This window comes from Sphingobium sp. (assembly GCF_033795625.1).
Lineage (GTDB): Bacteria > Pseudomonadota > Alphaproteobacteria > Sphingomonadales > Sphingomonadaceae > Sphingobium.
In genome coordinates this window covers 1-24054 of record NZ_JARYGI010000019.1, presented here as the reverse complement: position 1 = coordinate 24054, position 24054 = coordinate 1, and the positions used below count along the sequence as shown (strand labels likewise).

Genomic DNA, 24054 nt, shown 5'->3' with positions numbered 1-24054 from the left:
CCGGAACCAACCTCGCCGTCCAGCGCTTCAGGGATGCTCTCGCGCATCCCTGCGGGCGTTCCTCGTTCCTGAAAGACCCTAATGCGCCTGCAGATCGAAGCAGACCTCAATTATCGTTTCAGCGAGCCGACCGATGTGCTGCTCGCCATCGAAGCGGCCCATCTGCCGGACCAGCGCATCATCGAGGACCGGATGACCGTGACCGGCGCCGGCCCGCTTTCCACCATTCCCGGCGGCAACCGCGTAGGACGCCGCACCTGGACGAGGACGGGCATCGGCGCGTTCAACGCCAACTATCGTGCGACGATGGAAGTCGAGCGCCCGCCCAGCACTGTCGTTGGCCTTCCGGCCTCCCCCCTCGCGGCGCTCCCGTCCGAGGTCGTGCCGTTCCTGTGGCCCAGCCGTTATTGCGAGGCCGACCGTCTCTACAGCTTTGCGCATCAGGAATTCGGCAGGCTGCAGGGCGGCGACTTCGTCAACGCAGCCGCCGAGTGGGTACGCAATCACATCCGTTACGTCTGCGGCAGCTCCGACGTGACGACAACGGCCGCCGACACGTTCCTCTCACGGCAGGGTGTCTGCCGCGACTTCGCGCATCTGACCGCCGCCATCGTCCGCGCCCACGACATCCCGGCCAGAGTGGCCTCAGTCTACGCGTGGCGGCTCGATCCTCCCGATTTCCATGCGGTGGTAGAAGTCTGGCTGGACAAGGGATGGCATATCGTGGACGCAACGGGCCTTGCTCCACGCGAAGGCATGGTGCGCATGGCGGTTGGGCGCGACGCCACCGACATCGCCTTCATGACTGCGTTCGGTAACGCCACGCTGGAATCCCAGACCGTCAGCGTTACCCGGATCGACTGACGATCTACCTCATCTTCGCCAAGACATCTGCGAGCTCGACCTGCCGGAAGGGCTTGTTGATCCGCGGCAGTGCCGGCTCCACGTCTTCCTCCGCATAGCCAGACGCCGGCAGCACGCGGAGGTCCGGCCAGCGCGCCTTGACCTTCCGCGCGAGTTCGCCGCCGGACATTCCGTCATCAGGTGATCGGTGGTCAGGATATCGAACGGCCGCTCGTCGCATCCTGCAGCATCCCCCTGATGCTGTTGTTTCGTTACCCCCGCTACCTAGAACTGCTTGTAACATCGCCCTGCTCGTTACACGAAGACTTCGATCGCGCGAGCGTTGGTCAGTTAAACCGGCTGGCGTTTCCTCCCGTTACTCTACCGTAACGGACTTCGCCAAGTTACGCGGTTGATCCACGTCCGTACCCTTCAGTACCGCCACGTGATACGCCAGTAATTGCACCGGCACGGCATAGACTAGAGGCGCGATCAGCGGATGCACCTTGGGCATTTCGATGGTCGCCATGCAGTTTTCGCCTGCCTGAGCTATGCCTTCCGCGTCGGAGATCAACACGACCTTGCCGCCGCGCGCCTGCACTTCCTGCATGTTGCTGACGGTCTTTTCGAACAGCGGCCCCGAAGGCGCGATCACGATCACCGGCACGGCATCGTCGATCAGCGCGATAGGTCCGTGCTTCATCTCGCCCGCCGCATAGCCCTCGGCATGGATGTAGCTGATTTCCTTCAGCTTCAGCGCCCCTTCCAGCGCCATCGGATAGTCCGGCCCGCGCCCCAGATACAGCACGTCCCGCGCCGGCGCGATCAGGTGCGCCATCGCCTCGATCTCGGTATCGTGGTTCAGCGCCTGATTCATCGCGGCGGGCGCTTCGGACAAGTGCCAGACGATGTCGGCCTCCTCCTTAGGCGTCAGTCGCCCGGCCGCCCGCGCCAGATTCGCCGCCAATGCCGCCAGCACCGCAAGCTGACAGGTAAATGCCTTGGTCGACGCCACCCCGATCTCCGGCCCTGCATGCGTCGGCAGCAGCAGGTCCGCCTCCCGCGCCATTGAGCTGGTCGGCACGTTGACCACGACTGCGATGATCTGCCCCCCCGCCTTGGCATGGCGCAGCGCCGCCAGCGTGTCCGCCGTCTCGCCCGACTGGCTGATGAACAGCGCGAGCCCGCCCTTCTCCAGCACCGGATCGCGATACCGGAACTCGCTCGCCACATCGATATCCACCGGGATGCGCGCGAACTTCTCGAACCAGTATTTCGCCACAAGCCCCGCATAATAGCTGGTCCCGCACGCCACGATGGTGATGCGCTTCACGCCGCCCAGGTCGAAGTCCATGTCGGGCAGCGACACCTGGTTCTCCATCCGCCGCAGATAAGAGCGCAGTGTCTGCGCCACCACGACCGGCTGCTCATAGATCTCCTTCTGCATGAAGTGGCGATGATTGCCCTTGTCGATCAGCGCGCCCGACACGCCGGAAATCGTCACCGCCCGCTCGACCGGATTATTCGCCGCGTCGAAGATCTCCGACCCCTCACGAGTGATCACCACCCAGTCGCCCTCTTCCAGATAGGCGATACGCTGCGTCAACGGTGCCAAGGCCAGCGCATCCGACCCGAGATAGGTCTCTCCATCCCCATAACCCACCACCAACGGCGACCCCAGCCGCGCCCCGATCAACAGGTCGGGATAGCGGCGAAACAGGATCGCCAATGCAAACGCCCCATGCAGCCTCGGCAGCACTGCCGCCACCGCCTCGCGCGGGTGGAGGCCCTGTTCGACTTGCTCGCTCACAAGATGCGCAACGACTTCGGTGTCCGTCTCGCTATCGAACTGCCGCCCGCGCGCGATCAGCTCGTCACGCAGCGTCTTGAAATTTTCGATGATGCCATTGTGTACAAGCGCGACTTCGTTGGTCGCATGCGGATGCGCGTTGCTCGTCGTCGGCGCGCCATGCGTCGCCCAGCGGGTATGCGCGATCCCGGTGACGCCCGGCAGAGGCTCGTCCCGCAATTCGCGCACGAGGTTCAGCAGCTTGCCTTCCGCCCGTCGCCGCTCGATCGCGTTGTCATGGATGGTCGCGACGCCCGCGCTGTCATAGCCGCGATATTCCAGCCGCTTCAGCCCATCGACCAGCCGATCCGCAACATCGTCCGCCCCGACAATCCCGATAATTCCGCACATTTACTTCGCTGCCTTCTTAGCCGCCATTTTCACCCGGAACGCTGTCGCCCATCCGGACCGCGCTTCTTGGCTCCCTCGCGCCAGCGCCAGATCACCCGCAGCCACATCCCGCGTCACCACCGATCCGGCGCCGACGATGGCTCCCGCGCCAATCGAAACCGGCGCGACCAGTGCGCTGTTCGACCCAATGAACGCCCCCGCGCCGATCTCCGTTCGATATTTCAGATATCCGTCATAATTGCAGGTGATCGTCCCCGCACCGATATTCGCACCGGCGCCCACGTTCGCGTCGCCGATATAGGACAGGTGATTGGCCTTCGCGCCTTCGCCCAACGTCGCCTTCTTCACCTCGACGAAATTCCCGACCTTGGCGTTGACGCCAATGTCCGCAGCGGGCCGCAGTCGCGCATAAGGCCCGATCTCCGCCCCGCGCCGCACCGTGGCTCCCTCCAGGTGCGAGAAGGCGTGGATCGTGACATCGTCCTCCACCACCACACCCGGCCCGAACACCACATGCGGCTCCACCACGACATCGCGGCCCAGCACAGTGTCGTGGGCGAAGAACACTGTCTCGGGCGCCACCAGCGTCACCCCATCCCGCATCGCCGCGATCCGCCGCTGCGCCTGCCATGCCGCCTCGACCTGCGCCAGCTCGATCCGGCTGTTTACGCCCGCCACCTCAAAGGAGTCCGTCTCCACCACCGCGCTTTTCTGCCCCGGCAGCATGATGATGTCCGGCAGATAATATTCGCCCGCCGCATTGGCATTGTCGATCTTGTCCAGCAGCACGAACAGGTCCGTCGACCGCGTCGCCATCAGCCCCGAATTGCACAGCGTCACCGCCCGCTCCGCCTCGGTCGCATCCTTATACTCGACCATCTTCTCGATGATGCCCTGTCCGTCCGCGATGATCCGGCCATAAGCGCCCGGCTCCTCCGGCCGGAAGCCCAACACCACCGCCCGCGGATCGTCGCCCCGGTTCAGCCGGTCCAGCAAGGCTCGCATCGTCGCGCTGCTGATCAGCGGCACATCGCCATACAGGATCAGCACATCGCCCACGAACCCGGCCAGCGCATCATGCGCCTGCGCCACGGCATGTCCGGTGCCAAGCTGCTCGCCCTGCACTGCGATGGCGACTCCGCTCCCCGCGACTGCCGCCTCGACCTGCTCACGCCCCGCGCCGACCACCACGACCTGCCGCTCGGGCTTCAAGTCCGACAGGCTGGCCAGCAGATGCAACAGCATCGGCCGTCCCGCTACAGGGTGCAGCACCTTGTGCTTCGCGGATTTCATGCGAGTCCCCTGCCCGGCGGCAAGGATGATGGCGGCGATAGGGCGTGTCAAAGTCGGCAATCCTGCATTTAGATCAACCCGTTCGTCCTGAGTAGCCACTGAGCTTGCCGAAGTGGTGTATCGAAGGATCAGTGCAGCGCAAATGCTTCGATACAGGTCTTCGGCTTCGCTCAGCCCTACTCAGCACGAACGGCGGTAGGTGTACTATCTAATATCACCATCTTCCCTGCCATGTTTGGCTTGCAATGGCCACAGCGCAACGGGCATGGGCAGCGCCTATGGCAGACATTCCTTTCGACATCGTCGGCTTCGACCTCGACGGCACCCTGCTCGACACCAGCGGAGACCTTGCCGCGGCGGTGAACCACGCCATCACGCAGATCGGCCGCCCCGCCTTTCCGGCCGATGCGATCCGCCCCTTCGTCGGGCGCGGCGCGCGGGTGATGCTGGAGCGCGCGCTGACGGCTTCGGGAGAATGCACGCCGGCGCTCCTGGACGATCGTCTCCCGGTCCTGCTCGATTACTATCAGCAGAACCTGGCGATCCATTCGATCCCCTATCCTGGCTGCGTCGCTGCCCTAGATGCACTGGCGGCGCGCGGGATAAAGCTCGCCATCTGCACCAACAAGGCCGAGCGGTTCGCCGTGCCGCTGATGGAGCAGATCGGCCTCTCCGACCGCTTCGCCACGATCATCGGCGGAGACACGGTCGGTATCGCCAAGCCCGACCCCGCCCCGATTCATGAGATGATCGCCCGCGCAGGCGGCGGCCGCACGGCGTTCGTCGGCGACACCATCAACGACATAGCGGGCGCGCGCAACGCCCGCATCGCCAGCATCGCAGTCGGTTTCGGCTTTCTCGAAGGCCCGATAGAAGCCCTGGAAGCCGACGCCGTCATCCACCATTTCGACGAATTGCTGCCGGCCCTGGAAAGCTGGCCCACATGACCCTGCGCCTCGAAACGGAGGGTGCGGTCGCGCGCCTCCTCATCGACCGCCCGAACAAACGCAACGCGATGAGCCAGGCAATGTGGGCCGCTCTTCCGGCGCTCGTCGATCAGGCGATGCGCGATGACGGCATCAAGGTGCTGATCCTCACCTCCGCCACGCCCGGCTTCTTCTGTGCGGGCGCAGACATCGGAGAGTTTGCGGATCACAGCACCAGCGAGGAATGGCGCGCCGTTAACCAGACGGCAATCCGCGCCAGCCACGCAGCGCTCGCCCACGCGTCCAAGCCCGTCATCGCCGCCATCGACGGCGACTGCATAGGCGGCGGCTGCGGCCTCGCCATGGCCTGCGACATCCGCATCGCCGCGCCGCACGCGCGCCTCGGCATCACGCCCGCTAAGCTCGGCATCGTCTATTCGCTGTTCGATACGAAGCTGCTGGTGGATCTGGTCGGCCCCGGCCAAGCCAAGCGCCTGCTCTTCAGCGCCGCCCTGATCGACGCACCCGAAGCGCTGAGCATCGGCCTGATCGAGGAAATCGCCGAAGACCCGCTGGCCCGCGCCTTGGCCATTGCCGAAACCATTGCCATCAACGCCCAGCACTCAGTACGCGCCACCAAAGCCATTGTCCGCCGCATCCTGGACGGCCAGGCCGACGACGACAGCGAAACCCTCGCCCTGTTCCGCGACGCCTTCGCTCGCGAGGAATTCGCCGACCGCGTGGCAGCTTTCAGAAACCGGCGAAACTGACTCGCCTCAACCCGGCCGATGCCCTTTGCGCCATTTCGTGAACAGATGTCGCGCCAGCATCCCCGGCGGCATCCGTAGCCAGTGCGACCGCAGATAAAACCCGAACCGCAGAATCTTGCGCGTCTCCTGCCCCCACCCGTTCCGCGCCAGCAATCGCGCCACGATCATCCGATCCGCCACCCGCAAAGCCGCCCCCGCGCCATAGACATGCGCCGCCAGCCGCACCGCTTGGCGGACATGCGCGCGCAGTCCATGCCGCGCCGCCCGCTCCTGTAACTGCGCACCCTCGGGCAACTCCGCCAGCAGGCAGTCTATATCCCATAAATTCCGCAGGCCGCCCGCAAGGTCGCCATCCGCCAGCATATGCGCCGCCGCATGACATATCCGGTCCTCCGCCGAGAGCACCCGCAAACCGTCTTCCAGCATCACGCTATCCGCCAGCATCGCGGCCGCATCAGGAGTCTGCCGCGCCGTCAGCGGCAGGATGGTGTGATGCACGTCGATCATCCGGTCCCGCTCGCGATGGATCAGCGGCGGCAGTTCGTGCATCCACTGCCGGTAATAGGCGTCGTCATAGGGATCGGGCTTCACCCACTCCCACCCCGCCGCCAGCAACGCCGCCTCGACGTCATCCAGCGCATCCCGCGGCACCAGAATATCGAGATCCCCGATAAAGCGCCCGCGCCCCGCCGACAGGCCCGCCGCCGCGTAGGCCGTTCCCTTCAGCAGCACGACCGGCACCCCCAGATGCGCCAGCGCCACCCGCGCCCGATCCGCCTCCCAAAGCGTCAGGGCGCGCTCCCGCGCCGCCTCCGCCCGCGCATCGTCAAGGATGGGCAGCACCGCATCCGGCACAGCAATGCCCTCCAGCCGAAACGCCAGCGTCCCGATTAGCCGCTCCGCCCGCGCCGCCGCGATCAGTCCGTTCCACGCATCGCCGGAGAGACTTGCTATAGAATCCGGATCACGCAAGGCACGGATGAGCAGCATGGCGCTCACGCAACATCCCCCCACAGCCGCTCCACCAGCGCAATCGCCTCATCTCCGCTCGAAAAATCGATAGCCCACGCAGGCACCTCTCCCACGAACCGGCTAAGCGCCAGAAACCCCGCTTCCCCAAGCGCCGTGTAGTTGGTCGAAGCCTGCGTAAGCCGCATGAACACTTCGCCTTGCCCCACCCCGCGCACCTCGGGCGTGAAACCAAACCGCGGGAACAGCAGCAAGGCAGGCACCGCGCCTTCGTTCATACGCGCCACCGCATCGCCACGCGGCACCAGATGCCGGATACCCCCCTTCGCCGTAGCCTTCAGCAAAGGCCCGAACCGGCCAGCCTCGACCTCAGCCTCCATCACTGCGATCGCCGCGTTCTTCAGCGAAATCAGACGCGGAAAGGCGAACACCTCTCCCGTCACCAGATCCAGCAGCGCGAACTCGTCCCCCATCAGCCGCCAGCCGCGCTCGCCCAGCAGAGCCGCCAAAGTCGACTTGCCCGACCCGGACTCCCCTGTCATCACCAGCGCCCGTCCGTCCTTCTCCACGCAGGACGCATGCAGCAGCAGATGCCGCCGCCAGCCCAGCGCCATCTGCAAATTCATCCCCATTTCCGCCGCCAGCAGCCCATGCGCCAAAGCCATCGGCGCAGCATCGGCCAGCCCATGATCTCCGGTGATGAACACAGAAGGCCGCACGAACCGCCGCCACGGCTTTGCCGGCTCCAGCCGCACGGTAAAATCCGCAATCCCGTCCTCTGGCGCAGGATAATCCCTATACAACCGCGCCAGTTGCGCAATCGGCGCTTCCCAGGCCGACCCGACCCGAAAACTGGCGGGCCCAATCCGCAGGCCGATCGCGTACCTCATATCCGATGCACCAGCCCGAGCGCTGCCATCTCGTCCAGATGCACCTCGATTGCCGCCAGAGCCTCTTCGGCGTCCCCCATGTCGAAATCACGCGCCAGCGCCGCCAGCACCTCCCCCGCGCCGACCGTGCCAGCACCCACAGCCGCCAGGATTTCCGGCACCGGGCTCATCACCATATGCGTCTGCCCCGACCGTCGATGATAGATCAGGGTAATATCGTCGAGCGTACGAATGAGGAGATCGATGGCCGGTTCGGCGCGATAAAGGGCAGGACGGGTCATCGTGCCCCAGCCCTACACCGCCCGCGTTAAAAAAGCGCCAGCGCCCTAACGCGGCATCTGAAGCGACGCGTAGCAGGTGAACCCACTGGTCCCCGACTGCAGCCGCCTGATGTAGTTGAGATATGCGCGGCTCTGCTCGTAGGTCGTGCCCGGCAACCGCCTGCCGCCCAGCGCCGCCTTCACATCCTCGCCGGAGAATGGCCGCGCCGGCCCCGGAAACGCGCCGTTGGTCCCCACCGGCACCAAGGCACCCTCCGCAGAAACATAGCTGTTCGCACGCGAAGGGTCCGGCACCGGAATCTGGCAATTGAGCACAGAAGCTGCCGTCTGCGCCAGCGCCGGACGGATCGACACGATGGCCGAAGCCGCTACCGTGCCACCGATCAGAAGCTGGCGACGCGACGGCACCGGCAGCCCCCCGGCCGCCTCAGCGGCTTCGGGCTGCGCACCCTCGATCTGTGCTTCTTCGTCGCTCATCGCGATTATTCATCGCAGCAATCGCCCGAATAATCTAGGCCAGTAACCATGAATCGCACCAGCCTGCTCCAGATCATCGTCGCCGCTGTCGTGATCGCGGCGGGCGCTGCGGGTACGCTTCTGTTCGGCGGCAACTGGCAAAGCGCCGCCATCTCGGTGGCGGCGGGCCTGCTGGCCCTGTTCATCGTCGCGGACCGCGCGCCTCCGCCGACCGCCACCACCATAGGCGATCCGGCTCCCGGCGAAGGCAACGACATCCTCGCCAGCCCGGATTTCGACGCCTTGCTGGAGGGGATCGCCGAACCCGTGCTGGTCGCCGCCCGTGGCAAGGTCGCCCGCGCCAACCGCGCTGCCCTGCGCCTGCTCGGTACGCACATCGTCGGCGAAGATGTCCGCATCGCCATCCGCCATCCCGCCGCTGCCGAGCGCCTCGCCAGTCCCGGCGCGCTGGTCGAGCCGATCTCGATCAATCTCGTCGGCCTTGGAACCCGCGAACAGCGCTGGGAGATGCGGATCGCGCCGCTCACGTCGCCACCGGGCGGCGGCATCCCCGAAAACCGCCGTCTCGTGTATCTGATGGACCGCACCGGCAGCTATGCCGCGGAGAGGATGCGCGTCGATTTCGTCGCCAACGCCAGTCACGAATTGCGCACGCCGCTTGCCGCGATCATCGGCTTCATCGAGACGCTCACCGATCCCACGGCGGGCGAGGACGCGGAAACGCGCAGCCGCTTTCTGCGCATCATGGACGGCGAAGCCCGCCGCATGCAGCGCCTGGTCGAGGACCTGATGTCCCTCTCCCGCATCGAGGCGGAGAAGTACCGCACGCCTGACGCCGCCGTGGACCTGCGCGAGCTGGCTGCCGAAGTCGTTGCGGTCTTCCGCGACAGCCATGGCCAGCGCGGGCAGGAAGTCGTCGCTCATATCGACGGCGCCGTGCCGCTGGTTCAGGGCGACCGCGCGCAATTGTCACAGCTGCTGCACAATCTGGTGGGCAATGCCGCCAAATATGGGCGTCCGGGGACGCCGATCACCGTCGCGCTGACGCCCGGCTCCTCCGGCATGGTGCGCCTCACCGTAGCCGATGAAGGCGACGGCATCGCGCCCGATCACCTCCCCCGCCTGACCGAGCGCTTCTACCGCATCGATTCCGGCCGCAGTCGCGCCATGGGCGGCACGGGCCTCGGCCTCGCCATCGTCAAGCACATCGTCGAACGCCATCGTGGCCGCCTCGACATCACCAGCATCGTCGGGAAGGGCACGACGATCACCATCCTGGTCCCGGTGGCGGAGGGCTGACGCCCGCACATAAAAAGAAAACCCGGCGGATCGCTCCGCCGGGTCTCCCTATGCTTGGATGTCAGCCGCGATCAGTCGCGATTGCCCATAAAACGCAGCAGGAACATGAACATGTTGATGAAGTCGAGGTACAGCGTCAGCGCGCCCATCACCACCGACTTGCCCATGAAGTCCGTGCCCGCGACCTGTGCGTACATGCTCTTGATCTTCTGCGTGTCGTAAGCCGTCAGGCCCGCGAACAGCAGCACGCCGATGGCGCTGATGGCGAGGTCCATGACGCTCGACTTCAGGAAGATGTTGACCAGCGAGGCCACCAGCAGGCCGACCACACCCATGATAAGGAACGTGCCGAAGCCCGACAGGTCCTTCTTCGTGGTGTAGCCAAACAGGCTAAGCCCGGCAAAAGCCGCTGCCGTCGCGAAGAAGGTCTGCGCGATCGACGTGCCGGTATAGACCAGGAAGATCGTCGAGAGCGACAGGCCCATCACAGCCGCATAGGCCCAGAAGAGCATCTGCGCGGTCGCCGTGGACAGCCGGTTGATGCCGAAGCTCAGCACCATCACGAAGATCAGCGGCGAGAACATGATGACGTACTTCAGGATACCGGGGCCCGCCATGATCTGGTACGCGGGCGAAGCCTGCCCACCCCACGAAAACAGCAGCGCGACGATACCCGTCAGCAGCACACCACTTGCCATGTAGTTGTAAACGGACAGCATATAGGACCGCAGCCCCGCGTCGAACGCAGCGCCGCGTGTCTCGACGCCAGCACCGAAGCCCGTGCGAAAACCGGTGTCCGGCGTCCGGGGATCAGACCAGTTAGCCATTTTAAATCGTCTCCTTTGGATCGGCAATACTGCCGACATGCTCCATAATATCGGATGGCGGCGGCTTTATTCAAGGAAAACCGGACGGTGTCGGTCGAAAGCCTCAAATAAAGCGCTTAGCAATAACCCAGCAATGTTTGTGGAGGATTGAACTGCCCGCGCCTATCGCCGCGAGGGCTGGACCAGACGTCGCTCAACTTATCGCCGATCAACCAAAAGCCGCTTTCCCCTCGCCAGCCAATGCCATAGCCTGCTTCCATGCCGCGCCTCTTCGTCGCCATCCGCCCGCCTGCCACCGTGCGCCAGCATCTTGAGACACTGATGCACGGCCTGATCGGCGCGCGTTGGCAGGACGATGACCAGTTGCACATCACTGTGCGCTTCATCGGCGAAGTGGACCGTCACGGCGCGAGCGATGTCGCGGCGGCATTGGCGCGTGTTGCCGCCCCGCCCATGACGCTCGCCCCGCAGGGCATCGGCACGTTCGACCGCCGCGGCAATGTCGATGCTCTGTGGGCGGGCGTCACGCGGCGTGAACCGCTCGCGGCGCTGCATCGGAAGATCGACCGCGCCTGCATTTCGGTCGGCCTCCCGCCCGAAGGCCGCGCCTATCTGCCGCACATCACGCTGGCCCGCTTCGGCCGCCACGCGCCGCCAGTCGACAGCTACCTCGCCGCCAATGCGGGCTACGCCGGCCCCAGCTTCACCGCGAAAGAGTTCGGCCTGTATAAAAGCATCCTCGGCCGCGAGGGCGCAGTCTATCACCTGGCCGAACGTTATCCGCTCACCGACTAAGGCGCGTAGCCTGGATCAGGACGGTGTCACTACTCCGCAGGCGATCCGCCCGCCAGCCTTGCCCGCCGGATCGCTCTTGTAATCGTCGGGATCGGCATGAACCACAACTGCCGCGCCATCGGTATCCAGCAGCGGCGTGGTGCCGCTCGCCAGCGTCGCGCCAGGGATCGTGTAGCTCAGCGATCCCCTTCCGTCGGCGCCCACGGTCATGTTCGGCATGTCGCCCATATGACTGCCCATAGGGTTCTGCATGCCATGCTGCCGGGCAGTCGGGTTCCAGTGCCCCCCGGCGCTCGCAAAGTCCGGCGCCGTACACGCGCCTGTCATATGCACATGAGCGGCATGGACGCCCGGCGTCAGCCCAGTCGCGTTGATCGAGACCTTCAATCCTTCCGCTGATTGCACGATCTGCGCCGTGCCGCGGCTCGCACCCGTCGCGTCCAGCAACGTCGCTTTCGCCGTCGGCATCCCGCCCGAAGCTGCGGGAGATGGAGACTCGCCCGACATGGAGCAGGCGGACACGCTCGCCAACAGGGCGGCGGACGAGAGGAGGAAGGAAGTTTTCATGGCGCGTTACCTTCTTGAAGCTGGACCCGATCTAAACGCCGAGCGTGCCGCTTTGTTGCTCTCCCGAATAGGTTTGTCACGCCTTGAAACGCCGCCCCGGCCGATTTGAAAGCATCGACGGCCGCTGGACGGAGGGATGAGCATCAGATCCCCTGGCCTCCGCCCCGCGAGACGCATCACGGCGACGCAAGCCCGCTCACCATGAACTCAGCTAGGCCACAAGGCGGACCGCTCGACCTGCCGACGCCAGGACTCAAAAAGAAAGGGGCCGGTCTTGCGACCAGCCCCTCATTTGCATCAACCCCAAGGGGCCGATGGCAACCCTTACTGGCCCGAACCCGGACCGTAGGTGATTTCCACGCGACGGTTCTGCAGCTCGCGAACGCCATCGGCGGTTTCGACGCGCGGACGGCTTTCACCGAACGCTTCGCTGGAGATGACGCCGTCAGGAATGCCCTTCGAAGCCAGGTATGCCTTGACCGCGTCGTTACGGCGCTGCGACAGACCCACGTTGTAAGAGGGCGAACCCGACTTATCGGCGTGACCTGCCAGCATGACCTGAGCCGAACCGCAGTTGCTGTAGGCCGATACCGCGTTGTCCAGGATGGTCGCGGCATCAGGCGTGATGTCGGACTTATCCCATTCGAAGAACACGATGTACGGTCCAGGCGTGCATTCCACTGCCGGGGGCGGCGGAGGCGGCGGCGGGGGAGGCGGCGGAGGCGGCGGCGGGGGCGGCGGAGGTGCAGCCGGTTCGCCGAAGTTGTAGGTCAGACCTGCGAGCAAGCTGTGCGTACGCAGCTTTGCATCGACGTCGGAATTAAGCGCGTTGCCGCCTTCCGTGCTGGTCGTGATGTAGCCGAGGTCAACCGCGTTGTAGAAGCGATACTTCAGCGACAGGTCGAGCTTGTCGGTCAGCGGATAGCGCACGCCGGCCAGAGCCTGCCATGCGAAGCCAGTGTCCGAATCGTCGGTCGTCAGCGTGTAGAGGTAGGTGCGGGCAACGCCGACACCGCCGCCGACGAAGCCCTGCAGGCCGTCGTCTGCACCGAAGTCCAGCAAACCGTTGACCATGAAGCTCAGCGAACGAACGTTGCCGCGCGTGCTCTGAACGCCATTAGCGTAGCTCACCACGTCGGTGTAGGCGCGCTTGAACGCGACTTCCGATTCAAGGCGGAAACCACCGAAGTCGTAACCGATTACGCCATCGACATCGTAGCCGGTGTTGTAGTTGGCGGTTGCAACTGGGTTGATGATCTTCAGATCGATGTCTTCAACGATCATGGCGCCGGCATCTACGCCGATGTACCAGGCGTCGTCACGCGCCATGGCTGGTGTAGCCAAGGCGGTGGTAGCGAGTGCTGCTGCGAGGGCAAGCTTCCGCATATTATTCCCCTTTCAAAATGGTCACGAAGGACTGCGGAAACCGTCTAGCTGGGGGAAAGTTGCATGGCAAGTGCGCAATCAGCGAAACTGTTGCCAAAATGCCGCAGTTTTACAGCCGAGTGCATCCTCCGAATTCGTTGAAAACACGCATGTTACTAATGATTCAGCCACATCAATTTTTTTTGTTCTCTTGACGGAACGGTGCCTCAAAGCCGCGCTTTTCACGCGCTCGCGGCGATCAGCCCGTGTTCGCGCAACGCGTCGAGTATTGCCTCGATGGCGATCCTGCCCTGCGCGTCCACGGTTCCCCCACCCGCCGGGTCTGCGATAGCCGTACTCCTGCCGCCAACGACGCGGACGCCGTTCTGGTAAAGTCCGTCGGCGCGTACGGCCCCCTCCTGCCAGCCCGGCTCGCTCCAGCGCATCGCGCAGCCCCGGTCGGCGACCCACGTCTCCATGCCCTCGCGAGGCTGCACGAAGCGCCAGCCGCCGCCGGTCCACCCCGCAACCTCGCCCTCGCGACCTGCCCAGGCTCCCGTCGCACCCGCCGCCACGATCCAGCATTGCCCCGGTGCCGGACTGAGCGGAGGCACCGCCAGATCCGCGCTTTCGACCGCAGACGCGCTGACGATGTCCAGCCGCGTCAGCGCCTCGTTATGCGTCACTTCCTTCTGCGCCTGCCCTGCCATCAACAGCGGCAAGGCCAGGCGATCGGTCATTCCGTCGGCCATCGTGCACTCCTTCTTCTCTATGGATGTTCAGACGTCGAACGCAACCCGCGTCCCCCGCCCCAGCCGGTACGTCCCGACCTGCCGCACCGACACCGAAAGCGGCCCGGCCGCACTGTCCTCCATTGCCATCGCTGCGCTATAGCTCCACTCCGGAACCGCCACCTCAACCGACCGCACCACGGTTTCGCCGTCCAGCAGCTCGACCAGATAGCGCTCCTGCTCCTCGCCCAGCGGCGCATCGACGCCATCGTTCCATGCCCATCCGGCACGGCTGCGGCGTATCCAGCGGATCGCCACGCCGCCCGCACCATCGCTCGCGACCGACAGATGTACGGGCGCCAGCGGTATCAACGCCTCTCCGGTCAATTCCAGTTCCGCCTCGGCAGGCACTGCGTCGCCGATGCCGATGCCGATCACCTTGCATGTCGTCCCCGGGTGCGCCGCCGCCTGCGGCACCGGAGCCAGCCGCTCGGCGTCCAGCAACAGGAACGCCTCGCCCGCGACATGGCCGCGCATCGCCCATTCCGTCCCCCGCCGCCCGCGCAACAGCCGTTGCAGTCGGAACAAGCCCGGCCCAATGGCGCTCGCCGACCCGAACTGGATCAGCTCCCGCCCGAGCAGGCACATATTCGCACCCCGCAGCAACGCGCCCTCATCCACGCTCGACAGGCTCTCGCCCGGAGACAGCAACTGCACGTCGACAAAAGAGGCCAGATCGAACACCGCCGCTGACGCATCTTCGGGCGGCACCACGACCGTCCCCATCACCGCCGCCCCGGCCGTCCCGCCCATCGGCATAGCGGCCCCGCTCCCCGCCTCCACGGTAAACAAGGCCGCCTTGCGCCACCCCGCCGAAGCGCCCGCAGCGGCCACCACGACCACAGCCTCGCCCGGCGCACTGTCCGTGAGCACCGGCAAGTCCGCAATCATCAGCACCGTGGCCCCATGCGGCGCATCCGGCTGCCTCACCGCACTCCCCGCCGAAGCAGGCACCGGCACGACCTCCCCGCCCCGCCAGCCGCGCAGTTCCAGCCGCACGCCCATCGCCTCCCACTCCAGCGTCACCACACGCCACAGGCCGGAAAGACCCTCCACCGCAACGACACTTCCCGGCCGATGCACAAGAGCGTCCCACCCACAGCTCAGCTCCAGCCGCGACCTCCCTCGCCAAGCATCGCCCAGCCGCACCTGCGCCAACCCCTTCGCCTCGCCAGCCGCCAGCGCAGCAGGCACCTCAAGCGACCGCAGAGCCCGCCCGACCCCCGGCCGCACCGCCGTCTGTATCCCCGCCTGATAATCCCGCTCGGGCTCATAATGCCGCACCGACAGCCGCAGCGGCACATCGCCCGCCGGATCGCGCGCCGCCTTCACGGCAAGCTGCGCGTCGCCATTGATGCGCGCCGCCAGACTTCCCCGCGCCACCGCTCCCGCCGCCTGCGGATAGCCCAGCCCCGCGTCCGCCAGCACCAGCCCCTGCGCCTCCACCAGAGGCTGCAAGGCGCTCGCCACATCATCGCCGCTCGCCGCATAGCCGCCGACCAACCCACCGACGCCGCCCAGTCCCCCATCACTCACCGCCGCCGCGATCGCGCCAGTCGTCACGGCCCCCTCATCGGCCACCACCTCGAACGTCAGCGACGGTATGCGATTGCCGAAATCCCCCAGCGCCAAATCCTCGAACACCGCATAAGCCATGCCGCGATGCGCAGGCGTCACGCCGATCCCTTCCGCCGCCGCAATCAGCGGATCGACGGCCTGATCCGCACCGCCGTGATGCAGCCGGAACGCGCCCAGCTCCGTTTTGAAGTCCCCCGCACTCCCGCGCAGCAAGTTCCCGTCGGCCCAGATCCGCCCCACCGACAGCACCGCCCTCGCCGACAAGGCCACCGCGAAACTCGCCGAATAGCTGTAGGTCGTGACGCTGGGCTGCCCCTTGCCGCCGCCGTTGCGCGCGCTGCTCTCCTGCAAGTCCGTCGCCCAGATCACCGTCCCTGCGACCCGCATAGTGCCGAACAGCTTCGGGATCTGGCTGCCATAGCTCGACGTCTGCAACTGCAGATCCTGCAGCCGCGGCCCCCGCCGCCCCTTGGGCTTCAGCAGCACGGCAGAATCGAACGCGCGCCCCGCCAACGCCCCGATCGCACCCCCGATCGGCCCGCCAAGCACCGTCCCCACCGCACCCAGGATCAATGTCGCCATGTCTCAGCCTCCCAATACGTCATCGCCCCCACCGCCAGCACCCCACCACCGGCCAGAGCGCTTCCCCCGGCATCTCCACCACGCGCCGCAGCCCGGCATGGGCGTGAACGAACCCGCCCGGCACCTTCAGCATCACATGAAACTGCACCGCGCCCGCCTGCACCAGCACCACGTCGCCCGGCTTGCAGATCCGCACCCGCCGCAGTCCCGCGGCGTGCAACCAGCCGGAGAACCGCGCCACATCCCCGCCACGCAAGGCATAATCCTCCGGAGCCACGCCCCGATGCCCGGCCGCCCGATAGGCGCACGCTACCAGACCCACGCAATCCAATCCCGTCTCGCTCGAGCGCCCCTGCAAACGGAACGGCGCACCCACCATCTCGCGCGCCGCCCGCACGATCTTCTCGCTTCTTTTCATGACCTTGACCCCCGAACCGATGTGCCGCCCTCAACCTCCCGGATAGCGCGTCAGCAGATCATTCCCCGGCAGATAGGGCTCGCCCCGAAAGTTCGCGGCGTTCCCGAACCGCCCGAAACAGGTCGCCATCCGCCGGTCGCACCCTTCGGTCAGCAGCGCCAACGCCCCCGCCTCCACCGCAAAAGTCGGCGCATCCGCCAACGTCACGCCCGCAGCATCATTCGCCACCACCGCCTGCGAAATCCCCGCATTCGCCCCCGTCAGCCACCGCAGCGACCCAAAGGCAAACGCCTCCGCCGCAACCCCGCCAACCACCGCCACGTCCTCCCCCGAAACCCCGCTCACCCGCACCACCCGCCGATGCTTCGCCAAATCAACCCGGCAGTCCCGATCGCCCAGCGCCGCCCGGCAGTCCGGCGTAGTCTCCGGCGCGACCGGTCCGCCCAGCACCGCGGCCCGCCCGACAAGCTCGGCCGTAAAGGCATCCCCCTCCCGCTCCACCGCGCCGATCTCGCCCTCCGACAGCGCCAGCCACAAAGCCCCCGGAGCCGTCCACTCCGTCAGGAAGAAAGCCACCGCCGCCCCGTCCCAGCGCCCCGCTTCCAGATCCCGCGCCGTAATGGCGTCACTCGACAGCGCGCCGCGCACATCCATGCTGTCGATGTCGAACGAAGACCCCTGCCGCACCGCCGACGGCACCAGCCCCGGCGCCGCCCGATAGGTGACGCCGCCCACGCGCAAGTCCCGGTCATGGCTGGTCAGCCCGATCGTCACCCCATCCCGCCGCTCCAACCGCCAGCAAAACGCCAGAGCCGCCAACTCCTGCCCCAACACCTCGGCAACACTCATGCCCTGAGCTCCACCAGCGGCACCGAAGGCACGTCCCCCGCCGCAAAGGTCGCCCGGCTCACATCCAGCCGATCCTCCGCAAAGCGCACCGGCACATCGAACCGAAACCCCGCCGTGAGGGCCGCCCCCGCCACCGGAGCCACATCGAACGCGATCACCCCTAGCGCGACATGCGCCCAGCCCGACAGCACCTCGACCCCATCCACCGCCAGCCGGATCGTCCCCGCCACCGGCCGCGTAATCACCCGCTGCTGCGCCTCCGCGCCTTCTCCATAATATTTGCAAAGCTGAAACGCGCTCACCGCCCCGTCGCCAACCCCAAGAAACTGGTCGAGCGGCCCGCCACTCCCCGATCGATCATCGAAGGGATCTGCAAAGCGGAACCCCCGCGCCGCCCCCCGCCGCGCCCGGAAAAATGCAATCAGTTCCATCACATCTGCCTCGGACCTCACACCCGGACCCACATCGAACGACAGCCGCGCATCCGCCCAGTCGCTGCTCCGCCGCTCATGCCCGGACAGGCTCTCCACCGTCTGCGTGGAAAAGGCGGGCGACACGCTCGCCTCTCGCCCGATCGCAAGAGGAAACAGCACATCGTCAAAGGCTTGCATCTCATCCTCCCCATCGATCCTGAAAGCCGTAAAGCCATCCCGCGCCACCTGCGGCAGCGCCCACACGAACGTCGCCGCACTCCCCCGCGCCACCGAAGCGCCCGCCGCCGCCGCGATCCGCGCCCACTGCACAGGCGCGTCCTCCGCCCGCAGCACGAATCCGGCGAGGTAGTGCTGCTCGCCCACCGGATAGCCCAGCCGCGCCGAAGCCTCCGCCAAGCCCCGCACCGTCAAGGCGGAGCGCCCCTCCGTCACCCAGTCATAATCCTCAAGCTGCAACACATCGAACGCAGGCGAGGCGCACCCCACCGGCAGATTGGCGCGCTTGGCCTCCGGCGCGTCGGGATCGAGGATGGTCGGCAGATAGGCCAGCAAATGCGTCACCGCCCCCGGCGCCACCGCCCGCACGGCGTCACACAAGGCCGCCGTAGACGCCGCCAACAGCACCCCCGCCGCATCCAGCAAAGCCTTCTGCGCCGCCGTCTTCTCGCCCCGCACGTCCGGGATCGACACCGGCCCCGCCCCAAAAGCCGCCCGCGCCGCATCGTCATACAGGCAGATCCGCCCGTCGGCAGGCATCACCCACCACCAGGGCTCTCCCACCTGAAACTTGACCGCCAACCCAGCCTCAACCGCGATCCCGGCAAATGCCGCCGCCGCCCCTTGCAAGTACGCCATCGCTTGCGGCTGCGCGGGAGACAGCAATGTCGAAGGCGGCACCCACCCCGTCAGCGCCGGATCGCCATTCTCCGCACGTTGCTTCCAGCCTGCCGGACAATGCGCATCCAGCAACTCATAAGACAGCGACCAGATCACCCCAAAATCCAATACCTTGGCACGCATTGCGAAGTCCCGATGCCAAGCTACACACGCTGCATTCAGCCCGCCACCGGCCAGCCAGTCACTCCCACTCCGCGCCAGAGCGAAGTAATGGCTCATCCCCACATAATGATTGATGTCCCCGCGATACCCCAGCGCCAGTGCCTGCCGCAGCACCCGCTCCGGCGTCTGGTTGAAGCAATCGTCATAGCCCGTCGCGATACTCAGCCCATGCTCGGGCACCATGACGTCGCCGATCTCCAGCACCGACCCCGCCCCGACGCAGGTGATGGCGCTGACCTCCACCCACCCCTCGACCGGCGCAGCAAAGGCCGTATCCCCCGCATCATAATCCGGCGGCACGATGGAGATGAACATCCGGTCCACATCCCCGGCCCAGACCGGATCAGCCTCCCCCGGCAACAGGAAACCACCATCGATCGCAGAGAAATCCAGCACGATCTCAGCATCTTCCGGACCATCGCTAGCATAGTTCCACAACCGCACATACCAGCTACGCGCCGCCCCGGAAGCATCCCGCCCTTCGATCGTCAGCGTCGCCCCATGCGTCTCATCCAGCCGCCGCACTCCCGAACTGCGCCAGCGAAACCGCAGCACGCAGTCTCGAAAATCCCGATCCGTCGCATAGCTAAGCAAAGGATGATCCCACTTGTCCTCCGCGTCCCAGATCAGCCCCGCCAGATCCCCCGACCCATAGAACACCGCGTCCACGCGCAAGGCGTCCGCCGCGGTCGTCACGACGCTCGCCATCATCGGCCGCGGGAAGTTCACGGTCCAGAATGCCGGCGCAAACCGCTTCACCACGCCGGAGTCCTGCCCCCGCCGCCCATCCGCCAACCAATATTGCATGAGAAATCCTCAACTCACGGTCCGAGCGACCGCAGTAAAATACCAGCGCTCTATTCCCGTTCGGGCTGAGCGAACGGATGGACGGCTCAGTCGCCCAAAGCCCCACGCACCGCCTTCGCCACCTGCCGCGCACTCCGCGCCAGAGCCTTCGGCGCATCGCCGCCAGCGCCCGTCACGTTCACGACCACCCGAACCTCCCGCGCCCCGCCGGAACCTGCCGCCACGACCTGCCCGCTACTTGTCGGCACGAAAACCTCCGGCCCCCGCTCGCCCACCAGATAGCCGCGCCCCGGCGCCACCGGCCCGCCCGTCGCCCGCCCCGGCAGGCCCAGCACGCCCCCCAGCAACGAAGCCCCGATCCCCAGCAATCCGCTTGTTCCCCCGCCGCCAATCGCGCCGATCCCCGCCTGCAGCGAACTGCGCGCAATCTCGTCCAGCACGCCCAAAGCCGCCCGCCGCAGATCCTCGAACCCGAACTTCCCCGTCCGCACCGCACGCAGCAGCCCGCTCTCGATCGCCTTCCCCGCGCGCTCAGCCCCCGCCGCCAGCGGCCCCTCAAGGCCCCCGCGCATTGCATCCACATCCCGCGCAAAGCCCTGCACATCCGCCCGCACATTCACCACGAGCCGCTCGATTTCTTCATCCATCCGGAAACATCTCCCTCAACCGCGTGAGCGTCGCCGCATCCGGCGGAGCCCCCCCACCAGCCTCACCCGAGGCCGCCCCAAACACCGCCGCCAGTTCATCTGGCGTGGCGGCCCAAAACACCTCCGGCGTCCACCCCAAGGCCCAGGCGACAACCCCCGACAACCGCACCGCGCATTCGGTGAAAGTCATACGCACACCCCTCTTCCGTTCGCCCTGAGCTTGTCGAAGGGCTAGCCTGAGCGAAGGCGAAGGCACTTCACTCCGTTCAGCAGAACCCTTCGACAAGCTCATGGCAAACGGAGGAAAAGGCCTAAATCATCGCCCCGCCAGCACCTGCCGCAACACGCAGCGCAGCACCGGCATCGCCGCCGCCAAGCCGCTCGCCACCACAGCTTCTCCCAGATCCTCCCGCGTCAGCCCCTCGGGCCGCGCATGCAGGCAGTGCCAGAACAGCCCCGCCATCTCGGCCAACCGCAACTCCCCCGCAGCCGCCCGCTCGACCAGCGCGAACAGCGGCCCCAGTTCCGCCTCCGCCGCCACCAGCGCCGCAAAGCTCGGCCGCACCACCAGCGCATGCTCCCCCACGAGCAACACCGCCTCGCCCCGCGCACCGTTCGCCAAGCCCGCGCTCACAGGCTCACCACCGGCCCGCTGCTCTCCAGGCTCAGCGTATAATTGCGCTCCGAATTATAGTCCCCGGCATAGTCCAGCCGCGTGATCAGGAACCGCCCCCGCATCCGCTCGCCACTCTCGAAGCTCAGCTCATAATCGTCGATGGTGCCCGCCAGCACATGATTGCGCAGCCGCACCTCCGCCGCCGAGCCAGTAAACAGCCCCGCCGCCGACACGCTCACCGCCCGGATGCCCGCGCCCGAAAGCAGCTCCCGCCACCCGCCGCTATCCTTGCTGGTGATGTTGACGGCCTCGCCGCTGACCGACATCTGCGTCGTGCGCAAACCGGCCACCGTCGCATAGGCGATCGGGCTCCCGCCATTGCCCACCTTCAGCAAAAATGCGCTTCCCTTTTCCACTGCCATGTCGCAAACTTCCTTTCTAGAAACATCGGCCCCAAAGGCCGCACGTGCACGGAGAGGACCCCCGAAATGCTCGCTTTTTCATCCGCACTGATGGTGATGCTCGCAGGGGCCCCCGCAGACTCGATGGCGAAGACGCGCCAGGATTTCGCCGGCTGCCTCGCCGCGTTCATGACCGACGCGCTCGACCGCAAGATGCCGTCCGCCGACTATAAGGTCGCGCTGAAGGACAATTGCGCCGCCAAGGAAACCGCCTTCCGCGCCGCGATCATCGCGTCGGACAAGAAGGACGGCATGAACGAGAAAGACGCCACCGCCGACGCCGACGAACAGATCAAGGATTATCTCGACCGCTTCGGCAGCGACTATGACGACGCCAGCAAGCCGAGTTGAGGGAGCCGCCCCGCTCGAACAACATCCGTTCGTCCTGAGTAGCCATTGAGCAAAGTCGAAATGGCGTATCGAAGGATCAAGCGCTGCGCATGATGCTTCGATACGAGCCTTCGACAAGCTCAGGCTCTACTCAGCACGAACGGGGAAGAAGGAGCGCAAATCGGCCCACCAAATCTACCCTGCCAAAACCCGCACCCGATAATCCACCACAGCCCGCCAGCCATCCTCCCGCCCCCGCACGATCCGCGAGCGCAGCACCGCCACAGTCCCCACCTCATACCCCGGCACGACAACTCGCTTCACCGCCGCATCCGCCAAAGCCAGCATCTCCGCCAGCCCTTCGCCGCCCTCACACCGGTCCTGCACCGTGAGGCCAATCCGCACCTCACGCCCGGCGTGATCCTTGGTCCCCCACTCGCTCCCCAGACACTCGCCGACCACCGCGAACGGCGCGCTCGCCTTCACCGGAGCACCATCCCACACCCCGTTCAGCATGGCCGCCAAAGCCGCATCCTCCCGCAACGCCGCCAGCACGCCCGCGCGCACCGCCATCTCCGCGCTCATCCGCCCCTCCCGATATACCGCAGCCGGACATCCTCGACCCAGCGGCCCAGCAGCGCCCGCCCCTCGATCACCACGTCCTCGCCCTCGACCGAAGCAGTAACGCCCGGCACCGCCCGCGCCTCCGCCAGCACCATCTCCCGCCGTCGCGCCGCCGCCCGCTCGCCCAGGGCCACGCCCCGCTCGACCAGCCCCTTCAAGAGAGCCGCATCCGCCGCCAGGGCCGCCACAAAGCCGTCACAGCGGCAGGCGGCACCGCCGCGTCGCCCTCCCGCTGCACATGCATTTCCGCCGCCATCCGCATGATGCCATGCCGCAGCCCCTGCGGCACCGCCTCCACCTCCGCCGCAAGTCCAGCGCGATACCGCACCCTCACGCGCCCCGCAGACCCCTGCACAGTCACCCGCACCCAGCCGTCGCCATTCCGGTCGATATCCACCGCATAGGCCCCCACCGGCAGCGCAAACTCCGCCCCCTCCGCGGGCACGCCCATCACGCTCTCGATAACCACCACCGGCCGGGCCTCCAGCCGCACCCAGGCGGCGGAGACCGGCACCACATCCTCCGCGTCCCGCTGCATCAGCCACTGCCCGACGAACCGCTCGCACAGGTCCGCCGCCGCGCGCAGCAACCGCTCCAGCAACGCATCCTCCGCCGCCGTCTCGACTCGCAGATATTCCTTGAGGGCGCCAACCGGCATATGTGGACGGCTCCCTCTTGCAAGAGGCTGAGAGGATAATTTGATCGGATCGATTGCGATCATATGTCCGGCCTTTTGTTGCGGTCACTGAGGACCACTGGCCAAGATGGTTTCCGCAGCACAAGCTCCTAACACTGCCGCGGCCTAGAAGGCCATTGCCGGTTACGGATTGTCTTGGGCCTTGGATCGATCGATCACACCATCTACTCGTTTCTTGCAAGATCCGGCATCAGGCCAACACGATAGCGTCTAGGATTTGCTCATCGTGCCTGGCTGATTCCTTTCACGCTGCGACGGCCTGAACTGCCCGCGTAGTGCTTCGACGATACTGCTCGCCACTCACCATCATCTTCCACGCGATCCGAGCGATTTTGTTAGCGAGAGCCACCGCTACAAGCTTCGGCTTTTTCCGATCGAGCAAGCCCAGGAGCCAGGGAGAGGCGTTCCGGCCCCGCGTCCGGCGAACATGGCCAATGACCGCGGTCGCTCCGACGATCAGTGTGCTTCTGAGCAACTCATCGCCGGCCCGCGTGATGCCCCCAAGCCTGGTCTTGCCAGCGGTCGAATGATCTTTAGGCGTAAGCCCCATCCAGGCCGCAAAATCGCGCCCGGACTTGAACAGCCGCGGATCGGGCGTCTTCATCATCAGAAAGGAAGCGCCGATCGGTCCAACACCCGGGATCTTGGCCAATCGCTGG

General features: G+C 66.1%; 29 protein-coding genes. 6 read left to right on the top strand and 23 right to left on the bottom strand.

Annotation, left to right across the window (positions count from 1 at the left end):
• Positions 1 to 81: 81 nt before the first annotated feature.
• On the top strand, positions 82 to 864 hold the full coding sequence (locus tag QHC67_RS11100; protein WP_319294292.1) for a transglutaminase family protein: 783 nt from the start codon (positions 82 to 84) through the stop codon (positions 862 to 864).
• 4 nt (positions 865 to 868) lie between these two features.
• Here QHC67_RS11100 and QHC67_RS11095 read toward each other — a convergent pair whose 3' ends face one another.
• The 3 genes from QHC67_RS11095 to glmU form a co-directional block, all read right to left on the bottom strand.
• Complete coding sequence (locus QHC67_RS11095; RefSeq protein ID WP_319294290.1) at positions 869 to 1033, bottom strand: hypothetical protein; 165 nt, start codon at positions 1031 to 1033, stop codon at positions 869 to 871.
• A gap of 186 nt (positions 1034 to 1219) precedes the next feature.
• The gene (glmS, locus tag QHC67_RS11090) at positions 1220 to 3043 is read right to left on the bottom strand and encodes a glutamine--fructose-6-phosphate transaminase (isomerizing) (protein WP_319294289.1); all 1824 of its coding nucleotides are present in this window, start codon (positions 3041 to 3043) and stop codon (positions 1220 to 1222) included.
• On the bottom strand, positions 3044 to 4396 hold the full coding sequence (glmU, locus tag QHC67_RS11085; RefSeq protein WP_319294370.1) for a bifunctional UDP-N-acetylglucosamine diphosphorylase/glucosamine-1-phosphate N-acetyltransferase GlmU: 1353 nt from the start codon (positions 4394 to 4396) through the stop codon (positions 3044 to 3046).
• A gap of 218 nt (positions 4397 to 4614) precedes the next feature.
• Between glmU and QHC67_RS11080 the strand changes: the two genes are divergently transcribed.
• Both QHC67_RS11080 and QHC67_RS11075 read left to right on the top strand, forming a co-directional pair.
• Positions 4615 to 5283, top strand: a complete 669-nt coding sequence (locus QHC67_RS11080; RefSeq protein ID WP_319294287.1) for an HAD family hydrolase — start codon at positions 4615 to 4617, stop codon at positions 5281 to 5283.
• Positions 5280 to 6032 (top strand): enoyl-CoA hydratase/isomerase family protein, encoded by a 753-nt coding sequence (locus QHC67_RS11075; RefSeq protein ID WP_319294285.1) that lies wholly within the window; start codon positions 5280 to 5282, stop codon positions 6030 to 6032. The genes QHC67_RS11080 and QHC67_RS11075 overlap by 4 nt, the downstream gene beginning before the upstream one ends.
• 6 nt (positions 6033 to 6038) lie before the next feature.
• Here the strand turns inward: QHC67_RS11075 and QHC67_RS11070 are convergent, their stop codons facing one another.
• From QHC67_RS11070 to QHC67_RS11055, 4 genes are read right to left on the bottom strand one after another with little or no spacing between them, the layout of a single operon-like run.
• A complete protein-coding gene (locus QHC67_RS11070) occupies positions 6039 to 7031 on the bottom strand; it encodes a nucleotidyltransferase family protein (RefSeq protein ID WP_319294283.1) in 993 nt (330 codons plus the stop codon).
• Positions 7028 to 7891: an HprK-related kinase A gene (locus QHC67_RS11065; RefSeq protein ID WP_319294281.1), complete on the bottom strand. Its 864-nt coding sequence runs from the start codon at positions 7889 to 7891 to the stop codon at positions 7028 to 7030. The genes QHC67_RS11070 and QHC67_RS11065 overlap by 4 nt, the downstream gene beginning before the upstream one ends.
• The gene (locus QHC67_RS11060) at positions 7888 to 8172 is read right to left on the bottom strand and encodes an HPr-rel-A system PqqD family peptide chaperone (RefSeq protein WP_319294279.1); all 285 of its coding nucleotides are present in this window, start codon (positions 8170 to 8172) and stop codon (positions 7888 to 7890) included. The genes QHC67_RS11065 and QHC67_RS11060 overlap by 4 nt, the downstream gene beginning before the upstream one ends.
• Positions 8173 to 8217: 45 nt before the next feature.
• Entirely contained in the window at positions 8218 to 8649 is a 432-nt protein-coding gene (locus QHC67_RS11055; protein ID WP_319294277.1) for a hypothetical protein, read from the bottom strand.
• A gap of 48 nt (positions 8650 to 8697) precedes the next feature.
• Here QHC67_RS11055 and QHC67_RS11050 point away from each other — a divergent pair, with 48 nt between their 5' ends.
• The gene (locus QHC67_RS11050) at positions 8698 to 9948 is read left to right on the top strand and encodes an ATP-binding protein (RefSeq protein ID WP_319294275.1); all 1251 of its coding nucleotides are present in this window, start codon (positions 8698 to 8700) and stop codon (positions 9946 to 9948) included.
• A 71-nt stretch (positions 9949 to 10019) separates the two neighbouring features.
• Here QHC67_RS11050 and QHC67_RS11045 read toward each other — a convergent pair whose 3' ends face one another.
• Positions 10020 to 10775 carry a Bax inhibitor-1/YccA family protein gene (locus QHC67_RS11045; RefSeq protein WP_319294273.1) on the bottom strand — a complete coding sequence of 252 codons (756 nt, stop codon included), beginning with the start codon at positions 10773 to 10775 and terminating at the stop codon, positions 10020 to 10022.
• A gap of 258 nt (positions 10776 to 11033) precedes the next feature.
• Between QHC67_RS11045 and thpR the strand changes: the two genes are divergently transcribed.
• Positions 11034 to 11570 carry an RNA 2',3'-cyclic phosphodiesterase gene (gene thpR, locus QHC67_RS11040; protein ID WP_319294271.1) on the top strand — a complete coding sequence of 179 codons (537 nt, stop codon included), beginning with the start codon at positions 11034 to 11036 and terminating at the stop codon, positions 11568 to 11570.
• A 15-nt stretch (positions 11571 to 11585) separates the two neighbouring features.
• Here the strand turns inward: thpR and QHC67_RS11035 are convergent, their stop codons facing one another.
• The 11 genes from QHC67_RS11035 to QHC67_RS10985 form a co-directional block, all read right to left on the bottom strand.
• Complete coding sequence (locus QHC67_RS11035; protein WP_319294269.1) at positions 11586 to 12137, bottom strand: superoxide dismutase family protein; 552 nt, start codon at positions 12135 to 12137, stop codon at positions 11586 to 11588.
• A 324-nt stretch (positions 12138 to 12461) separates the two neighbouring features.
• Positions 12462 to 13523 (bottom strand): OmpA family protein, encoded by a 1062-nt coding sequence (locus QHC67_RS11030; protein WP_319294267.1) that lies wholly within the window; start codon positions 13521 to 13523, stop codon positions 12462 to 12464.
• Between the two features lie 221 nt (positions 13524 to 13744).
• Positions 13745 to 14254, bottom strand: coding sequence for a DUF2793 domain-containing protein (locus tag QHC67_RS11025; protein ID WP_319294265.1), 510 nt, complete (start codon positions 14252 to 14254; stop codon positions 13745 to 13747).
• 27 nt (positions 14255 to 14281) lie between these two features.
• The gene (locus tag QHC67_RS11020) at positions 14282 to 16453 is read right to left on the bottom strand and encodes a phage tail protein (RefSeq protein ID WP_319294263.1); all 2172 of its coding nucleotides are present in this window, start codon (positions 16451 to 16453) and stop codon (positions 14282 to 14284) included.
• A 19-nt stretch (positions 16454 to 16472) separates the two neighbouring features.
• On the bottom strand, positions 16473 to 16871 hold the full coding sequence (locus tag QHC67_RS11015; RefSeq protein ID WP_319294261.1) for an NlpC/P60 family protein: 399 nt from the start codon (positions 16869 to 16871) through the stop codon (positions 16473 to 16475).
• A 30-nt stretch (positions 16872 to 16901) separates the two neighbouring features.
• Entirely contained in the window at positions 16902 to 17720 is an 819-nt protein-coding gene (locus QHC67_RS11010) for a DUF2163 domain-containing protein (RefSeq protein WP_319294259.1), read from the bottom strand.
• Positions 17717 to 20020 carry a DUF2460 domain-containing protein gene (locus QHC67_RS11005; protein ID WP_319294257.1) on the bottom strand — a complete coding sequence of 768 codons (2304 nt, stop codon included), beginning with the start codon at positions 20018 to 20020 and terminating at the stop codon, positions 17717 to 17719. The genes QHC67_RS11010 and QHC67_RS11005 overlap by 4 nt, the downstream gene beginning before the upstream one ends.
• A gap of 86 nt (positions 20021 to 20106) precedes the next feature.
• Complete coding sequence (locus QHC67_RS11000; protein ID WP_319294255.1) at positions 20107 to 20667, bottom strand: tail tape measure protein; 561 nt, start codon at positions 20665 to 20667, stop codon at positions 20107 to 20109.
• Positions 20660 to 20857, bottom strand: a complete 198-nt coding sequence (locus QHC67_RS10995; RefSeq protein ID WP_319294368.1) for a phage tail assembly chaperone — start codon at positions 20855 to 20857, stop codon at positions 20660 to 20662. Before QHC67_RS10995 ends, QHC67_RS11000 begins: the two co-directional genes overlap by 8 nt.
• 126 nt (positions 20858 to 20983) lie before the next feature.
• On the bottom strand, positions 20984 to 21289 hold the full coding sequence (locus QHC67_RS10990; protein WP_319294253.1) for a GTA-gp10 family protein: 306 nt from the start codon (positions 21287 to 21289) through the stop codon (positions 20984 to 20986).
• Between the two features lie 8 nt (positions 21290 to 21297).
• Entirely contained in the window at positions 21298 to 21705 is a 408-nt protein-coding gene (locus tag QHC67_RS10985) for a phage tail protein (RefSeq protein ID WP_319294251.1), read from the bottom strand.
• Between the two features lie 66 nt (positions 21706 to 21771).
• Here QHC67_RS10985 and QHC67_RS10980 point away from each other — a divergent pair, with 66 nt between their 5' ends.
• The gene (locus QHC67_RS10980; protein ID WP_319294249.1) at positions 21772 to 22095 is read left to right on the top strand and encodes a hypothetical protein; all 324 of its coding nucleotides are present in this window, start codon (positions 21772 to 21774) and stop codon (positions 22093 to 22095) included.
• A 174-nt stretch (positions 22096 to 22269) separates the two neighbouring features.
• Here the strand turns inward: QHC67_RS10980 and QHC67_RS10975 are convergent, their stop codons facing one another.
• The 4 genes from QHC67_RS10975 to QHC67_RS10960 all read right to left on the bottom strand — a co-directional run.
• On the bottom strand, positions 22270 to 22659 hold the full coding sequence (locus QHC67_RS10975; RefSeq protein WP_319294247.1) for a DUF3168 domain-containing protein: 390 nt from the start codon (positions 22657 to 22659) through the stop codon (positions 22270 to 22272).
• Positions 22656 to 22856, bottom strand: coding sequence for a hypothetical protein (locus QHC67_RS10970; protein WP_319294245.1), 201 nt, complete (start codon positions 22854 to 22856; stop codon positions 22656 to 22658). Before QHC67_RS10970 ends, QHC67_RS10975 begins: the two co-directional genes overlap by 4 nt.
• On the bottom strand, positions 22853 to 23356 hold the full coding sequence (locus tag QHC67_RS10965; protein WP_319294243.1) for a head-tail connector protein: 504 nt from the start codon (positions 23354 to 23356) through the stop codon (positions 22853 to 22855). The genes QHC67_RS10970 and QHC67_RS10965 overlap by 4 nt, the downstream gene beginning before the upstream one ends.
• 283 nt (positions 23357 to 23639) lie before the next feature.
• Positions 23640 to 24054, bottom strand: a 415-nt coding sequence (locus QHC67_RS10960) for a transposase (RefSeq protein ID WP_319294241.1), incomplete at its 5' end; no start/stop codon positions are given.

Excerpts from the sequence above, each read along its gene's own strand:
- QHC67_RS11100 (WP_319294292.1), top strand. The coding sequence starts at position 82 with ATGCGCCTGCAGATCGAAGCAGACCTCAATTATCGTTTCAGCGAGCCG.
- QHC67_RS11095 (WP_319294290.1), bottom strand. The coding sequence starts at position 1,033 with ATGTCCGGCGGCGAACTCGCGCGGAAGGTCAAGGCGCGCTGGCCGGAC.
- glmS (WP_319294289.1), bottom strand. The coding sequence starts at position 3,043 with ATGTGCGGAATTATCGGGATTGTCGGGGCGGACGATGTTGCGGATCGG.
- QHC67_RS11080 (WP_319294287.1), top strand. The coding sequence starts at position 4,615 with ATGGCAGACATTCCTTTCGACATCGTCGGCTTCGACCTCGACGGCACC.
- QHC67_RS11075 (WP_319294285.1), top strand. The coding sequence starts at position 5,280 with ATGACCCTGCGCCTCGAAACGGAGGGTGCGGTCGCGCGCCTCCTCATC.
- QHC67_RS11065 (WP_319294281.1), bottom strand. The coding sequence starts at position 7,891 with ATGAGGTACGCGATCGGCCTGCGGATTGGGCCCGCCAGTTTTCGGGTC.
- QHC67_RS11060 (WP_319294279.1), bottom strand. The coding sequence starts at position 8,172 with ATGACCCGTCCTGCCCTTTATCGCGCCGAACCGGCCATCGATCTCCTC.
- QHC67_RS11055 (WP_319294277.1), bottom strand. The coding sequence starts at position 8,649 with ATGAGCGACGAAGAAGCACAGATCGAGGGTGCGCAGCCCGAAGCCGCT.
- QHC67_RS11050 (WP_319294275.1), top strand. The coding sequence starts at position 8,698 with ATGAATCGCACCAGCCTGCTCCAGATCATCGTCGCCGCTGTCGTGATC.
- QHC67_RS11045 (WP_319294273.1), bottom strand. The coding sequence starts at position 10,775 with ATGGCTAACTGGTCTGATCCCCGGACGCCGGACACCGGTTTTCGCACG.
- thpR (WP_319294271.1), top strand. The coding sequence starts at position 11,034 with ATGCCGCGCCTCTTCGTCGCCATCCGCCCGCCTGCCACCGTGCGCCAG.
- QHC67_RS11035 (WP_319294269.1), bottom strand. The coding sequence starts at position 12,137 with ATGAAAACTTCCTTCCTCCTCTCGTCCGCCGCCCTGTTGGCGAGCGTG.
- QHC67_RS11030 (WP_319294267.1), bottom strand. The coding sequence starts at position 13,523 with ATGCGGAAGCTTGCCCTCGCAGCAGCACTCGCTACCACCGCCTTGGCT.
- QHC67_RS11025 (WP_319294265.1), bottom strand. The coding sequence starts at position 14,254 with ATGGCCGACGGAATGACCGATCGCCTGGCCTTGCCGCTGTTGATGGCA.
- QHC67_RS11020 (WP_319294263.1), bottom strand. The coding sequence starts at position 16,453 with ATGGCGACATTGATCCTGGGTGCGGTGGGGACGGTGCTTGGCGGGCCG.
- QHC67_RS11015 (WP_319294261.1), bottom strand. The coding sequence starts at position 16,871 with ATGAAAAGAAGCGAGAAGATCGTGCGGGCGGCGCGCGAGATGGTGGGT.
- QHC67_RS11010 (WP_319294259.1), bottom strand. The coding sequence starts at position 17,720 with ATGAGTGTTGCCGAGGTGTTGGGGCAGGAGTTGGCGGCTCTGGCGTTT.
- QHC67_RS11005 (WP_319294257.1), bottom strand. The coding sequence starts at position 20,020 with ATGCAATATTGGTTGGCGGATGGGCGGCGGGGGCAGGACTCCGGCGTG.
- QHC67_RS11000 (WP_319294255.1), bottom strand. The coding sequence starts at position 20,667 with ATGGATGAAGAAATCGAGCGGCTCGTGGTGAATGTGCGGGCGGATGTG.
- QHC67_RS10995 (WP_319294368.1), bottom strand. The coding sequence starts at position 20,857 with ATGACTTTCACCGAATGCGCGGTGCGGTTGTCGGGGGTTGTCGCCTGG.
- QHC67_RS10985 (WP_319294251.1), bottom strand. The coding sequence starts at position 21,705 with ATGGCAGTGGAAAAGGGAAGCGCATTTTTGCTGAAGGTGGGCAATGGC.
- QHC67_RS10980 (WP_319294249.1), top strand. The coding sequence starts at position 21,772 with ATGCTCGCTTTTTCATCCGCACTGATGGTGATGCTCGCAGGGGCCCCC.
- QHC67_RS10975 (WP_319294247.1), bottom strand. The coding sequence starts at position 22,659 with ATGAGCGCGGAGATGGCGGTGCGCGCGGGCGTGCTGGCGGCGTTGCGG.
- QHC67_RS10965 (WP_319294243.1), bottom strand. The coding sequence starts at position 23,356 with ATGCCGGTTGGCGCCCTCAAGGAATATCTGCGAGTCGAGACGGCGGCG.